Annotated in this window: 11 protein-coding genes; 5 read left to right on the top strand and 6 right to left on the bottom strand. The window is 42.9% G+C overall.

Annotated features, from left to right (window positions below):
* Positions 1-22: 22 nt before the first annotated feature.
* From glpK to JMX92_RS01315, 3 genes are all read left to right on the top strand, one after another.
* Positions 23-1,612 (top strand): glycerol kinase GlpK, encoded by a 1,590-nt coding sequence (gene glpK / locus JMX92_RS01325; RefSeq protein WP_011960872.1) that lies wholly within the window; start codon positions 23-25, stop codon positions 1,610-1,612.
* Positions 1,613-1,748: 136 nt separating this feature from the next.
* The gene (locus tag JMX92_RS01320) at positions 1,749-2,774 is read left to right on the top strand and encodes an endonuclease/exonuclease/phosphatase family protein (RefSeq protein WP_201543448.1); all 1,026 of its coding nucleotides are present in this window, start codon (positions 1,749-1,751) and stop codon (positions 2,772-2,774) included.
* Positions 2,775-2,973: 199 nt separating this feature from the next.
* Entirely contained in the window at positions 2,974-3,660 is a 687-nt protein-coding gene (locus JMX92_RS01315) for a TetR/AcrR family transcriptional regulator (RefSeq protein WP_201543446.1), read from the top strand.
* Positions 3,661-3,790: 130 nt separating this feature from the next.
* Here JMX92_RS01315 and JMX92_RS01310 read toward each other — a convergent pair whose 3' ends face one another.
* Entirely contained in the window at positions 3,791-5,599 is a 1,809-nt protein-coding gene (locus tag JMX92_RS01310) for a TonB-dependent receptor domain-containing protein (protein ID WP_227675223.1), read from the bottom strand.
* Between the two features lie 450 nt (positions 5,600-6,049).
* On the opposite strand from JMX92_RS01310, the gene JMX92_RS01305 reads away from it, so the two are divergent.
* Positions 6,050-7,762, top strand: coding sequence for a mechanosensitive ion channel family protein (locus tag JMX92_RS01305; RefSeq protein ID WP_201543442.1), 1,713 nt, complete (start codon positions 6,050-6,052; stop codon positions 7,760-7,762).
* A 118-nt stretch (positions 7,763-7,880) separates the two neighbouring features.
* Here JMX92_RS01305 and JMX92_RS01300 read toward each other — a convergent pair whose 3' ends face one another.
* The 4 genes from JMX92_RS01300 to JMX92_RS01285 all read right to left on the bottom strand — a co-directional run bounded on the left by JMX92_RS01300 (position 7,881) and on the right by JMX92_RS01285 (position 11,329).
* Positions 7,881-8,609 (bottom strand): Smr/MutS family protein, encoded by a 729-nt coding sequence (locus tag JMX92_RS01300; protein ID WP_201543440.1) that lies wholly within the window; start codon positions 8,607-8,609, stop codon positions 7,881-7,883.
* A 47-nt stretch (positions 8,610-8,656) separates the two neighbouring features.
* On the bottom strand, positions 8,657-9,502 hold the full coding sequence (gene trpC, locus JMX92_RS01295; protein WP_155587041.1) for an indole-3-glycerol phosphate synthase TrpC: 846 nt from the start codon (positions 9,500-9,502) through the stop codon (positions 8,657-8,659).
* 40 nt (positions 9,503-9,542) lie between these two features.
* The gene (gene trpD / locus JMX92_RS01290) at positions 9,543-10,652 is read right to left on the bottom strand and encodes an anthranilate phosphoribosyltransferase (protein WP_011960865.1); all 1,110 of its coding nucleotides are present in this window, start codon (positions 10,650-10,652) and stop codon (positions 9,543-9,545) included.
* Positions 10,653-10,726: 74 nt separating this feature from the next.
* Positions 10,727-11,329 carry an anthranilate synthase component II gene (locus JMX92_RS01285; RefSeq protein WP_110816768.1) on the bottom strand — a complete coding sequence of 201 codons (603 nt, stop codon included), beginning with the start codon at positions 11,327-11,329 and terminating at the stop codon, positions 10,727-10,729.
* Between the two features lie 703 nt (positions 11,330-12,032).
* Between JMX92_RS01285 and glnA the strand changes: the two genes are divergently transcribed.
* The gene (glnA, locus tag JMX92_RS01280) at positions 12,033-13,442 is read left to right on the top strand and encodes a type I glutamate--ammonia ligase (protein ID WP_201543438.1); all 1,410 of its coding nucleotides are present in this window, start codon (positions 12,033-12,035) and stop codon (positions 13,440-13,442) included.
* An 80-nt stretch (positions 13,443-13,522) separates the two neighbouring features.
* On the opposite strand, the gene JMX92_RS01275 is transcribed toward glnA, so the two are convergent.
* On the bottom strand, positions 13,523-14,248 hold the full coding sequence (locus JMX92_RS01275) for an SIMPL domain-containing protein (RefSeq protein WP_011960862.1): 726 nt from the start codon (positions 14,246-14,248) through the stop codon (positions 13,523-13,525).
* Between the last annotated feature and the right edge of the window lie 220 nt (positions 14,249-14,468).

The raw sequence follows: 14,468 nt of genomic DNA, 5'->3' as shown, positions 1-14,468 counted from the left end.
TATTGTACTTAGGAGAGAGCCCATGGCAGGTTACATTTTAGCATTGGATCAAGGTACCACCTCGAGTCGTGCCATTATATATGATGACCAAGCGCGGCCCATTAAGATATCACAAAAGCCGACCACCCTGCTTACCCCAAAGCTTGGGTATGTCGAGCAAGATGCTATGCAAATTTGGCACACTCAGATTAGCTGTGCTCATGATGCCATCAACCAAGCCGGCTTACTGGCGACAGACATCAGCAGTTTGGCGATTACCAACCAGCGCGAAACCATTGTGATCTGGGACAAGCGTACTGGTAATCCATTGGCCCCAGCCATTGTTTGGCAAGACAGGCGCTCTGATGCTTGGTGTCAGCAGATGCAGCAGCAGCGTGTAGCTAAGCAGGATATGACCATGCAGCAGTACGTGCAGTCAATCACCGGCCTGCGTCTCGATCCTTATTTTAGCGCCAGTAAAATTATATGGATGCTTGATAATCACCCCAATCTAAAAGATAGAGCACAGCGCGGTGAAGTGGCTGTTGGCACCATCGACAGTTGGCTTATGTTTAAATTAACGGGTGGTGAGCATGTGATAGATATTACCAACGCTTCTCGCACCTTGATGTACGATATCAATAAGCTTGAGTGGTCCAATGAGCTGCTCTCCAAATTTGGTATTAACAAAAACATCTTACCCAAAGTGCTGCCCTCAGATGGTGACTTTGGCAAGACAAAAAAAGGACTGTTTGCCAAGCAAATCCCAATTCAAGCTGTCTTGGGAGATCAGCAGGCAGCGCTGTTTGGTCAAGGCTGTATCTCAACAGGTATGGCCAAAAATACTTATGGTACCGGCTGCTTTATGCTAATGAATATTGGTAGTGAGGTGCAGCTGAGCCAGCATCAGTTGTTGACCACCGTGGGCTGGCAGCGCCGAGTCGATACTGCCGCGCTGCGTACCAATCAAATGGAGCATCCTTCATTATCTAAGCTGGTTAAGTCCGGTCAGCGTATCTTGACCCCTGCCAAGCGTGAGGTAACTTATGCGCTAGAGGGCGGGGTATTTATGGCTGGTGCCATTGTGCAGTGGCTGCGCGACAACTTAGGTTTATTTAACAAGTCAGAAGATGTTGAGCGGTTGGCAAAAGAGGTTGCAAGCAGTGAAGAGGTGGTCTTAGTGCCTGCTTTTACCGGCCTTGGCGCCCCTTATTGGCGATCAGATATTACCGCCAGTATCTCAGGGATGAGCCGTGGTACCACTAAGGCACATATTGCCCGAGCTGCTTTAGAATCCATTGCTTTTCAAACGTATGACGTGCTTAGTGCCATGCAAAAAGACAGCCCCAGTCCATTGACTGAGTTAAGGGTAGATGGCGGTGCTGCTAATAATAATTTGTTGATGCAGTTTCAGTCAGATATGCTTGGGGTGCCAGTATTACGGCCCAAAGATACTGAGATTACCGCCAAAGGGGTGGCGCTGCTGGCAGGTATTACAGCCGGTCTTTATGATGAGACCACCATTGATGACTCTTGGGACTTAGACCATAGCTTTGAGCCGATGATGTCTGCTGATGAGCGTGAGGCGCATCTGGATAAATGGCATAAAGCAATTACCAAGACTCTACAATAATCTGCAACTTATATTACAGGGCACCACAAGACGGCTTACACCCTGTTATGTTATAAAAGAGGAGGGCCACAACCCATAATAAAGCTCGCTTACGACAAGTGACGCAGTGAAATAATAAAAAAAGGATAAAATAAGTATGGCGCCGCATCAAACCCAAAAAGTAGACAAAAGTTTTTATATTGCCACCAGCAATCTGCTTAATTTTGCCCTGCCCAATCGCACTTATTACGCTAATATGGACGCCTATAGTCAGAGTGAATATCAGCATAAGCTTAATGGATTGCATCAGTTATTACGAAATGCCAAAGCAGATATTTATGCATTTCAAGAAGTGTGGGACGAAAAGGCATTACAAGACTTGGCAGTAAAATTAGGATTTGAGCCGTCACAAGTGCTGGCGCCCATGGCAAGTAATAAGCCCTCGAGCCAATTAACCCAAGGCAAAGGGGCACAGGACACACCTGCACTGGGTATTATTTCCAAATTCAACGTGATTGACTGGCAATTGCTCACCGATTTTGATCCTTTGGCTGTGGTGGATATTCCTGACCAAGGCTTGTATAAAAGCTTCAATCGTCCACCTTTGGTCGTGACTTTAGACGTCTACGGTCAACCGATTACGGTCATTACTGCTCATCTAAAAAGTAAGCGTCCACAGTATATCCGTGATGAAGCGGGCGGGCGAGTTGAGGATTACAATGACCCCTTGCTGCGAGTACGGGCTAAGCTTAGAAGCTTATGCATGCGTGCAGCAGAGGCAGCCGCACTTAGATTATTTATGATTGATAAGCTGCACAATACTCGTCATCCCCTCATCTTGTTGGGTGATATGAATGATGTGACTGATAGTGTGACTACTCAGCTACTGGCTGAGACCAGCGAAGTGATTTATGATAAGAGTATGCGTGATGTGGCTTTGTTTGATGCGGCACGCGTACAGACCAGTTATGGCTGGATGCGGGATGTGGCTTATACACATCTATACCAAGGCATGCCAGAGGTAATCGACCAGCTGTTTGTCTCAGAGGAGTTTTTGGTCGATGGTAAGTTTTCACTAGGTGAGGTGGAGCGGGTTGATTACTTTAATGATCATCTCAAGCAAGACTATCAAGACAGGTATTCTGACCACGGTATTGTACGCGCAAAAATAAAACTGCTTTAACAACGATAAATAGCTGTAAATAGTTAGTAACAGTGGAATAGATCCTCATGTCGTATTATTAACGTTATGCTTAATAAGTCATAGTAGGCATTTGTGTGAGTATAAATAGCATAACCCTATATTTACTGGGGTGTTACAATAAAATACACAATGAGAGATTAGTGGTCTTATTCACCTACCAAGAGACTTAGAGCGTGTTATGACAGAAAGAAGTAGCGACTTGATTAAAGATGTCCTCGTTGACTCTGAATTGGCAAAAAATATCGTGCCAAATAAATTTAAGCACACCAGCAAGCAAGGTCGGGCACGCCGGCAAAAACTGCTAATGGCAGCAAAAAAATTGAGTGAAACACGTGATATTCAGGACATCAGCTTAGCCGATGTTTGTGAAAAAGCCGGCATCCCTCGTGCTTCGGCTTACCACTTTTTTCCGAATGTAGAATCTATCTTTTTGGCCCTAAGGTTCTTAAGCTATATAGAAACCTTTAAGACCTTAGAAAAAATAGAAGTGCATGATTTCAAGCGCTGGGAAGACTATTTGGCTCAAGTTATTAGACAGTCAGGGCAAGTGTTTAATAACGATGTGACTAAGAACAAACTGATGTACGGAGCAAATGCCCCTGAGTTTCAGGACCATGATTATGATGAACGAATCGATATCAACATGGTCGGTATGATTGTGGGTAAATTATCAGACTATTATGATATGTCTAGTTTTGAGGATATAGATGATTTGTTCTTAATCGTTTATGGCATTATTTATAGCATATTTGCCTTATCATTTAAGCAATTTGATGAAATCACGGCTGAGATGTGTGAGGAAACGATAAAGGCTTCAGTGGCTTATTTACGCTGTTACTTACCTGAGCATTTGCCACGCAGATAGCTGTCTTGATTGATATAATGCTATAAATGAGTAAAGGCAGCGCATCAATAAAAAACTTTTTTCTTCTATAAAAAAACCACCCGCTTAAGCGAGTGGTTTTTTTGATAAAAGGGTAACGATGTGAAAGGGATTATTTCCAGGTGTAGGTTAGTGAGGTAAAGAAGTTGGTGCCGTCTTCATTATAACGAGTCCCATAGGTATCAATTGACGTATACTCTTTATTAAATAAGTTATTAATCTGTGAGTTAATGGTCAAATTAGGGGATACATAATAGTTTGCGCTTAAGTTAACAAGATTAGCATGTTGCATTTTAGTCCCTAGTCTGGTTGGGCCATACCACTCACCATCAAGCGCATAGCGCTTACCAATATGCTGCACTTCTGCACGAACATCAAATTCTGAATTTCTGTAGCCTGCGTATACCAACCCCTTATGCTTTGGGCGAAACTTAATTTGTTCACCTTTGTAATCACCAGAAAGGTTCTTAGCATCTTGGTAGTCGTAGTTCATTCCAAAGATATACTGATTTACGATCCAGTCAGAAACCAGAGTTATGCCTTTAATACGCGCCTTATCAATGTTACCCATTCTCCAGTTATTGCCACCATCATAGTCAATTAGGTCTTCTACATCTGAGTAATAGCCTGTCAAACGAGTTTTGTGATGGTCATCACTCTTCTCAATAAAAACTTCGTAGTTATCAGAGGTCTCTGGCTTTAAGTTAGGGTTACCGCTAAAGTTATCGTACATTGTATCTAAGGACGGCGCTCTAAAACCCGTTGAAAAAGAAGCACCAGCGCGAAGCTCAGGGCTAAATTTATATGCGCCTCCAACATTATAGGTGGTCTCTGACCCAAACTGAGAGTTATCATCATAGCGCACATTAGCTTGTGCATCAAACTGATCGGTATTTAGCAAATAGCCTGTAAAAATACTCTTTATTTTACGTTCATGTGACCCAGCATATAAGCTAGTATCTGCTTCCTGTCTTAACCATTCTGCACCACCAGTCAAAGTGCCCATATTAGTAGGGTAAGTTAACTGCAAGTTAGCTTGTTTATCTTTTGTGTCAAAGAAACTGCCATTAGGTGAGTTTTTATCGAAATTGACTCTTTTGTCCGTACTTTCACCATATTGAAGTTTGGTATTTAAACCCTTATTTTCTATATCTACAAAAGTATTAAATACATAATTTTTATTGTCTTGGTTTGCATCTATAAAAGTAGAACCAGAGTCGTATTCTGTATTTGATTTAGCATATATGCCATTTGCACCAATAGTCACAGCATCGTTAAGCTTATGCTGCATAGATAAGCTGAAATTGTTAGAATTAAAACCATCATCATCTTTATAAGCATCACCGCCTGATTTTATAGCATCAATCCCTTTAGTTTGATTACGGCTAGCTGCTAAGCTTAAGCTACTGCCTTTTTCATTACGCATCTGAGCTGAAGCGCCATACAGATAGTGGTCATTACTACCAGCACCAGCGGTTACCGAGAATTGATTTTGATCAACATTTTGACCTTTGGTAAAGATCTGAATCACACCGCCAACAGCATCCGCACCATAGATACTAGAACCAGAAGCACCATACAAAATCTCTATATGATCGATTTGGTCTACAGGAAATAGTTCAAGAGCAGCACGCCCTGTAGAAGCTGCATTGTAGCGAATGCCATCAATCAGTACTAAAATACTTTGGCTATCATAGCCACGCAGATAAAAACTGCTTTTTGTTCCCATGCCACCACTTTGATAGTAACTAAAGCCCGGCTGACGCTTTAAAACATCAAGCACTGTTTGGCCTTTATAAGTACTTAACTCTTGGCTATCAATAACACGAGTTTGGGCAATGGTGTTATTCACAGCAGTCGGTGTGCGGGTTGCAGTAACCGTAATCGCTGGAAAATTTATTCTAGGCTGCTCAGCATCCACTTCCCCTTGATTTTGAGCGGCCATAGCAGGCATACAAACTGCAAGAGCAGACACTATAGTCAAAGCTTTTGGGGTCAAGTTAGAAGATGCCAAAGCGGTAACAACACTGCGATACAAAGGGCTGTAAGAGGTTTTCATGTCTGGTTCCAATCGTTTAAATAAAATAACACTTAAGAAATAATGTGGCTATTATCCCGTATCTAATTAAAAAATAAACAACAATTAAGCGATTTTTACTCATGTTTTGATTAGTAATACTCAACTTGTCATTAAAATAGGCGTGTTTACCCGTCATACGGTCTTAATATATTGTCTTTTTTAGTGTTGTTGCCACCTAATTTTATTTAGAAGACACTGACCGTTACTTATCACTGGTGCAGGTCATGTTAAAATTGCCCAAACAATTTTTTATACCTCTATAACTGAGGCCCAAGTATTAGGCTATAAACCATGCTTTTTTTTGAGAAACGTGATATTTCCAGCTCAGCTAACTCAGTCAGCCTGCAGCCTATGAAGCTGCTCAGTGTAACACTGGGGATAATATTGGCACTTATCCTATCCCTACTATCGGTGACTGCGACAGCAGCCGATGAGGCCAGTGATACAGCCCCGAGCGCAGAAGAAGTCGTTGACCCTTTTGGTCGACAGACGCCGCGCAGCACAGTGCAAGGCTTCATTAAGTCATTAGCCGAAAACAATGCGTCATTAGCCGCTAATTATCTAAGCTTAGATGCCGGAGAGAACTCGGTAGAGGCCGTGCGTCAGGTAAAGCTTGCATTAGACATGGGGGGACGCCTAGACGCTGAGCTGCAGATTAATAATACCCCTTCGGGTAATTTTGCCGATCAGTTGCCACCGACCTTAGAGAAGGTGGGCACCATTACCGCTCAAGATCAAGTGATTGATATTGTACTGGCAAGAAAGACTTCAGAGCATGGTAATCAGTACTGGCAGATCTCTAATGAGACGTTGCAGGCCATAAAAAAATCAGATATTTCAGCCAATCCCTCAATCATTGATAAGTACACGCTCAAGCCGCTGCAAGATAAAATGATTGGTGGTTATAACTTGGCCGATATCTTTGCGGTGTTTTTGTTGGCGTTATTCTGTATAGCCGCCTCATATGTGTTCTTCGCTGTGTTGTATTTTATTTTTAAAGTTTTCTATCCCAAAGTACGTAATAAGCCGCTACCGATAGATATTAAGTTTGTGTTACCACTGGCCTTGGTCATGACCTCGCTGATTTTATATGAGGTTATGGTGTATGCTGGGGTTTCGGTAACAGTGCGAGAGCCGGTGAACCGTATTAAGGATATTGTGGGCTGGTTTGCCTCAACGTGGCTACTGCTCAGAGTGGTCGATGCCATTTTCAGTCGTGCAGAGCGTCAAAGTTATAAGCGCAATCAGACTGAACGCGTATCGATTTTAAGCTTACTGCACAAAATTATTAAGACAGTGCTGTTAATATTAGCCTGTATCTTCATTTTTGGTAATTTAGGTTTTGATTTAACCACAGGGATTGCAGCACTGGGGGTCGGTGGTTTGGCCTTGGCCCTAGGTGCGCAAAAGATGATTGAAAACTTGGTCGGTAGTGTGGTGGTGGTAGCAGACCAGCCAGTGCGTGTCGGTGACTATTGTAAGTTTGGTTCGCTAGAAGGCACGGTCGTAGACATCGGAATTCGTTCCACTCGACTGCGCACCTTAAACCGTACCATTGTGACAGTGCCCAACGGCGAGTTTTCCTCTATGTCGATTGAAAACTTTGCCTCCCGTGATATGTTTCACTTTTTGCATAATATTTATATTAAACGCGATGTGGCGGCCTCCACGTTGGAGAAGTTTTTAAAAGAGATGGAGGAGTTCTTAGTTAACCATGAAGTCACCAACTCTGAATGGACCCAGGTAAGAATTTCAGAGCTGCGTCAGGACTCTATGGTGATAGAATTCCGTGCCTATATTTATGCCAGCGGCGCTGATGAGTTTTATGACAAACAGACTCAGTTGCTAATTGAAATCTTAAAAGAGATAGAAACGTATCCTGTTGAGCATGCGTTAGCCACGCAAAAAATGATTGTAGAGTCCTCTGATGCTAATAAAGATAACGCATCATCTAAAGACAGCCCAACTGCTGCTCTTCAAAGTCATCATGATACAGAAGAGTAGCTGCCAACCACATGGCATTAAAAAAGCCACTATTGTAGATAGTGGCTTTTTTAATGCTTAACATTTGTAGCGTAAAGCGCTAAGGCTGTATGACAAAAAATAGCTTGTTGCTAGAGTGTTAGTCTTGTGATTTATTTTTCTTTAATAACACCAGTACAGCGCCATTGCCACCATCTTTTGGCGGAGCTGAGCAAAAGCCTAGAACTTCGGGTAATTGGCGTAGCCAGCCGTTAACGCAAGTTTTTAGAACCGCATCAGTACCTTTACCATGGACGATTTTTACCACAGATTCATTATTGCTACGTGCCTGCGTAATCAAGGTAGTCATGGCTTCACGCGCCTCATCAATAGTACAGCCGTGCACGTCTACAGCATCATACCAGCGTAATTTGCCTTGTTTTAACTGAGTGAAGACTTTGTTTTGTAGCGTTGGGGTTTTATAAATAAGATAAGAGTCGCCGCTCACAGGGTTTAATAGTGCCTGCATGTCTGACAATCCCGCTTCTAACTTTTCAGAGTCAGCGCCTTGAGCCGCTGCACGCTTTGATAACGTGGCTGCGTCAGGTTTGGTTGATTTGGGCTTGGCGACATCCGATAAGGTGTTGTTGTCTTTGATGGGCTGAACACCTGCCATGGCCTGCATAAACAGCACTTTGCCATCATCAACATGAGCGCTGTCTAATTGCTTAACGGTTTTTTCGACCTGTTTTTTGGTCGGTAGGGTAACAGGATCAGTGGGTTTTTCATTCTCAGGATCGCTAGGAGAGGTAGCACGGCCTTTGCTAAGTTCGCTTTTTAGCTCTTTGAGCTGGTCTTGCATCTCTTTTGAAAATAATGAATTTGCCATAGTAATAGGTACCACTTATATTAAATGAATTTAGAAGGTTATCGCTCTTACAGTGAGCTGAGTAGGGCGGCTAGGGTGTCGCCCGGATGCTCAGTTTTCATAAACTGCTCGCCAATTAAAAAGCAGTTTATGTGATGAGTGAGCATTAGCTGCATATCCTCAGTGCTATGAATGCCACTTTCGGTCACCAACAGCTGAGGTTTGGCTGACTGATTATCAAGGAACTCTTTGAGTTTTATGGAGGTTTGTAGATCAGTATTAAAGGTGTTTAAATCGCGGTTATTGATGCCATAAATATTGTGCTCAGACGCCGGTAGCTTTAGGGCACGCTCTAGCTCATGAAGGGTATGCACTTCGATAAGGACATCCATGCTAAGCTTGCAGGCCAACTCATGTAGATGATGTAATTGCTTGTCATCTAAGCAGGCAACAATTAACAAAATACAGTCAGCGCCCAGTAGGTAGGACTGATAAATCTGATACTCATCAATCATAAAGTCTTTGCGAAGTACGGGTAAGCCACAAGCGGCTTTGGCCTGTTGTAAGTAGCTGTTATGGCCTTGAAAATACTGCTCATCAGTCAGTACAGACAGACAGGCAGCACCAGCTTGCTCATATTGCTTAGCGACTCGGCTAGGATCAAAGTTAGGTGAGATAATCCCCTTTGATGGTGACGCCTTTTTGACCTCAGCAATGATGCCTGGCACGCCAGCGCTTTGTTTGGCCAATAACGCTTGGGCAAAACCGCGGCGAGGGGCCTCTTGAGAGGCAGCAAGCTGCTCAGCCTCAGCTCTAATCGCAGGCAGCGCTTGTTGTGCTTTGGCACTGGCCACTTCAGACTCTTTGGTCAGCACAATTTTTTTTAGGATTGAGGGGATGGCATCATGCGTCATATTGGGCTCGTAGGGTTATCAATAATGAATTTAGCAAAAACTAGCGATCAAAGGTTTGGGTATATTCAGCCAATGCCTGCATTTTTTGCAGGGCTTTACCGCTTTGGAGGATGTTTTGGGCCTGATTTACCCCATTAGGGAAGTTACTGGCCAATCCGGCGACATAGATGGCAGCGCCTGCGTTTAAGGCAATCATGTCACGCGCTTTATTGACCTTGTTTTGGGCAATACCAAAGTCATTGGTCTCTTTACCAGATAGCGCGGCTTGTATCAGTTGCAGGCTTTGTTCAGAAGAGTTGACGTCAAGTCCGACTAAGGTCTGAGAGTCAATACCGGCATCTTCTGGGAAGATGTCATACACGGTAACCTCACCGTCTTTTAATTCGGCCACTTTGGTACTGGTTGCCAGGCTGATTTCATCCAGTCTATCTTTTGAGCCGACCACCATCACATGCTTGGCGCCTAAGTTTTTGAATACGTGTGCTAAAGGCTCACACATATTATCAGTAAATACCCCAACCACTAAGTTTTTGACCCCAGCTGGGTTGGTCAGTGGGCCTAGAATATTAAATATGGTTCGTACTTTTAAAGCTCGGCGTACGGGAATGGCATGCTTCATCGCCGTATGGTGATTGGGTGCAAACAAAAAGCCGATGCCTTGAGTCTCAATACATTCGCGCGTTTGCTCTGGGGTGATGTTCAGATTAAGACCTGCCTGCTCCAGTAAATCTGAGCTACCAGATTTTGATGATACTCCGCGGTTACCATGTTTGGCGACAGTCGCACCTGCAGCAGCGGCCACGAATGCTGAGGCAGTAGAGACGTTAAATAAGTTACTGCCATCGCCTCCCGTACCAACAATATCGACCATATTTGTGCGGTTTTTTGGTTCAATTTTTTTGGCAAAATCGAGCATCACACTGGCAGAGGCAGTAATCTCATCAATAGACTCACTCTTCATATTAAGCCCTGTAAGTAGGGCGCCTAGCATGGCATCAGGGCAACGACCATCCATAATAATGGTCATAATTTGACGCATCTCTTGTTGCGTTAGATCAATACGTCTGAGTATGCGGGCTAAGGCTGTGGTGAGAATGTCATGAACTTGATCATCAGTCAGCTCAGCGGTAGATAAGGCGGTATTTGGCATAAGTTCGAACACTATGTTGGGATAAGGAATAAAGGGGTGGGTGTTATTTATTATACAGAATCAAGCTTATGATGTTAGCTTGGTAATAAATTGTGCTGCATCAAAAAGTTATTAAACAGCTGCAGTCCGGCTTCACTTAAGATAGACTCAGGGTGAAACTGTACCCCCTCGATGGGCAGCTGCGTATGACGAATGGCCATAATCTCACTGATTGGCTCATTAGGGTGTATGCTTTGTGTCCAAGCGCTGACCTTAAGAGTATCAGGCAAGCTGCTTTTGTCAACAATCAGTGAATGATATCGGGTAAAGACGCTAGGATTATCCAAGCCTTCAAATACCCCTTTTTGATCATGATGTACCTGTGAGATACGGCCATGCATCACTTGTGGCGCGTGTATGACACGGGCACCAAAGGCTTGCGCGATGGCCTGATGTCCTAGGCACACCCCAAGTAGGGGCAGCTTATCGGCGAAGTGTTTGATAGACGGCAGTGTAATACCGGCATCATCTGGTGTGCCAGGGCCAGGTCCAAAGACAATTGCTTGCGGCTGTAAAGCATGAATATCAGCCAAACTTACCTGATCGTTTTTACAAACCCTAACCTTGGCGCCTAATTGCTGTAAATACTGAACAATATTATAAGTAAAGCTATCGTAGTTATCTAAAAGCAAAATCATAAATTATTATCACAAAAGTTATCGCGCCTATGAATAACAGATAGGACTGGCAATGATAAACGGAAAAAAGCAGCTGCTTAAGCTAACTGCCTTATACATAGTGCCCAATTATACCCAAACATCACGCCGTGATAAGGGCTTAAGCAAATATAAAAGCAAGCTTTAACGCTGGCGTCAATCGGTAATTAAACCATGAGCTATCGGGTGTGCCCATAAACCTAGATATTGCACCAAAATTATAAAATTTAATATATTATGCACAATATTGGTGCGTTAATATGCCATATTTTGCCCCAATTTGGTTTATGAATGTTTTTAGACGCACATTTTATGGCGTAAATGCGCTAAACTTGCTTTAAATATAGCGGTTTTTGGGGCATTTTGAGCCAGAACAAAAATATTGCGCCACTTTTTAACCTGTTTTTGAAAATCTGGCATGTCAGTTGCAACAGTTAGGTCATGAAAGCAGCAATGCTAAAAATGCCAAAATAAAGTGAACACACCAAAAACCAGTTGATCTTTAAATTTTGGCTATGATTTTAAATTACTGTCACCTATACTGAATTTTGATAAAATGAAAATGATGTGCCGCTTGCCTAACTAACTAAAAAAGCTAAGTACAGCATAATAAGTTCAAATCAAGTGCAGCTAATATCACTACCACAACCGAGTTCTTAGTAACCAATTAATGGAGAGACATATAATGTTAAACAAACTATTCGATCTAATCAAAGAGTCTAATGCCAAGTGGGTAGACTTCCGTTTTACTGATACGATCGGTAAAGAGCAGCACATCAGCTATCCTGCCTCAAGCATCGATGAAGATGTTCTTGAAGATGGTAAAATGTTTGATGGATCATCTGTTGCTGGCTGGAAAGGCATTGAAGCTTCTGACATGATTTTGCGTCCTGATCCAGAGACCGCATTTATCGACCCATTCTTTGATGCGACAACCGTTGTGGTAACTTGTGACATCATTGAGCCTACCACCATGCAAGGCTATGACCGTGACCCTCGTTCAATCGCTCGCCGTGCTGAAGAGTATCTAAAATCAACCGGCATCGGTGATACGGCTTTCTTTGGTCCTGAGCCAGAGTTTTTTGTATTTGATGACGTTAAATGGTCTATTGATATGTCAGGCGCGCGCCACCGTATCACAGCAGAAGAAGCAGCTTGGTCAACGGATAATGAATATGATTGGGGCAACATGGGTCACCGTCCACGTGTAAAAGGCGGTTATTTCCCAGTACCTCCAGTAGATAGCTCACAAGACTTGCGCTCAGTGATGTGTCAACGTTTAGAAGACATTATGGGCCCAGACCGTGTTGAGGTTCATCACCATGAAGTGGCCTCTTGCCAATCAGAAATCGGTGTGTCATTTAACACCATGGTTCGTAAAGCGGACGAAGTACAGCAATTCAAATATGTGGTACATAACGTAGCGCACCAGTTTGGTAAAACAGCGACCTTTATGCCAAAACCAATCGTTGGTGATAACGGCTCAGGTATGCACGTGCATATGTCAATCTCTAAAGATGGCGTAAATACTTTTGCTGGTGACGAGTATGCCGGTCTTTCAGAAACAGCGCTTTATTATATCGGTGGTATCATTAAGCATGCTCGCGCCCTTAACGCGATTGTTAACCCATCGACTAACAGCTATAAGCGTCTAGTACCTCATTACGAAGCGCCAATCATGCTTGCTTACTCAGCGCGTAACCGTTCAGCGTCTATCCGTATCCCATACGTCAGCTCACCAAAAGGTGTGCGTGTAGAAGCTCGCTTCCCTGATCCAACTGCTAACCCATATTTAGCATTTGCTGCTTTATTAATGGCCGGCCTTGATGGTATCCAAAATAAAATCCATCCTGGCGATGCTGCGGATAAAAACTTGTATGATCTACCTCCAGAAGAAGAAGGTTCAATCCCAACTGTGGCCGAAAACTTAGAAGTCGCGCTACAAGCACTAAAAGATGACCATGACTTCTTACTAAAAGGTGATGTGTTCACTAAAGATATGCTAGATGCGTTTATCGAGTTAAAAACTGAAGAAGTACGTCGTCTAAATACCACTGTGCATCCAGTAGAATTTGATATGTACTACAGCCTATAATCTTCAAAGATTTAGGTTAAAATAAAAAATCCCAGCACATGTGCTGGGATTTTTTTTGATAAATAAAGCGTCTTAAATATTTATCTCATAAATGGGATAAGCTCAATGGTACCATTGGCAGTAACAGCCACACGTGAGTTGCCGCCCTCAAAGCTTTGAGCAGGCACGCCCGCTTTAGCAGACGCATCACGCATCATCATCATCGGACGCGGATTATAGCCACTGTTGGTATTAATAGATACGTTAATAACTTGATAGCCACTCATGCCCCACGTTTCTGCCAATGATTTGGCTTGCTCTTTAAATTGTAAAGAAGCTTTTTTGATCAGCTCTTTTTCAAGTTCTTTTTGTTTTTTCTCAGAGACACCAAATTGAAGGTTTTGTACCACTAAGTTTTCTTGTAAGTTGGCCACAAGCTCACTGGTCTTAGCAAAGTCATTGCTCTTTAAATCAACGCTTACAGTGCCTGTCCAGCCAACAATTTTACCGTCATCATTGTACTTTGGATAAGTGTTTTGTTGACCGGTAGTGGCTGTCACTGTGGGGTAGCGCTTAGCAATACTTAGTGCCTGATTGATGGCTGTATTTAGCTGGGTTGCCAATTGCTTAGGGGTGCTTGCTTGAGCCTGTTTATATAAAGTGGCGGTTACTTCATCATTTTCTACTTCTTGATTGGCTTCTACATTAAAGCTAATTTGGTTATAACCTGTCGGCTCTGCTTGTGCGCCTTGAGCAAAAGCTGCAGCACAGCCAATAATTGATAGTAGGCCTACTTTAGATAATGATTTTGATAGTAAATTAGACATGAATTTATCCTTTTAATTGTGTTTGTTAGTGTTGTTAATATAATTAAGTCTTGATAGGATTTAACAAAGGCTTAGCGCTTTAAATAAGCTTATAGTAGCTAAGATAACTGGATAATATCATGTTACATGTTTGCAGTAAGTGCAATCGATGTGAAAATTGTTACGCAATACTTTGGGTTTAGATAAGGGTGTAAATGCTTTTTTAGCGTCCTTTCGACCT

Source organism: Psychrobacter sp. H7-1 (genome assembly GCF_904846585.1).
Lineage (GTDB): Bacteria > Pseudomonadota > Gammaproteobacteria > Pseudomonadales > Moraxellaceae > Psychrobacter > Psychrobacter raelei.
This window is presented reverse-complemented; position numbering and strand designations above follow the sequence as displayed.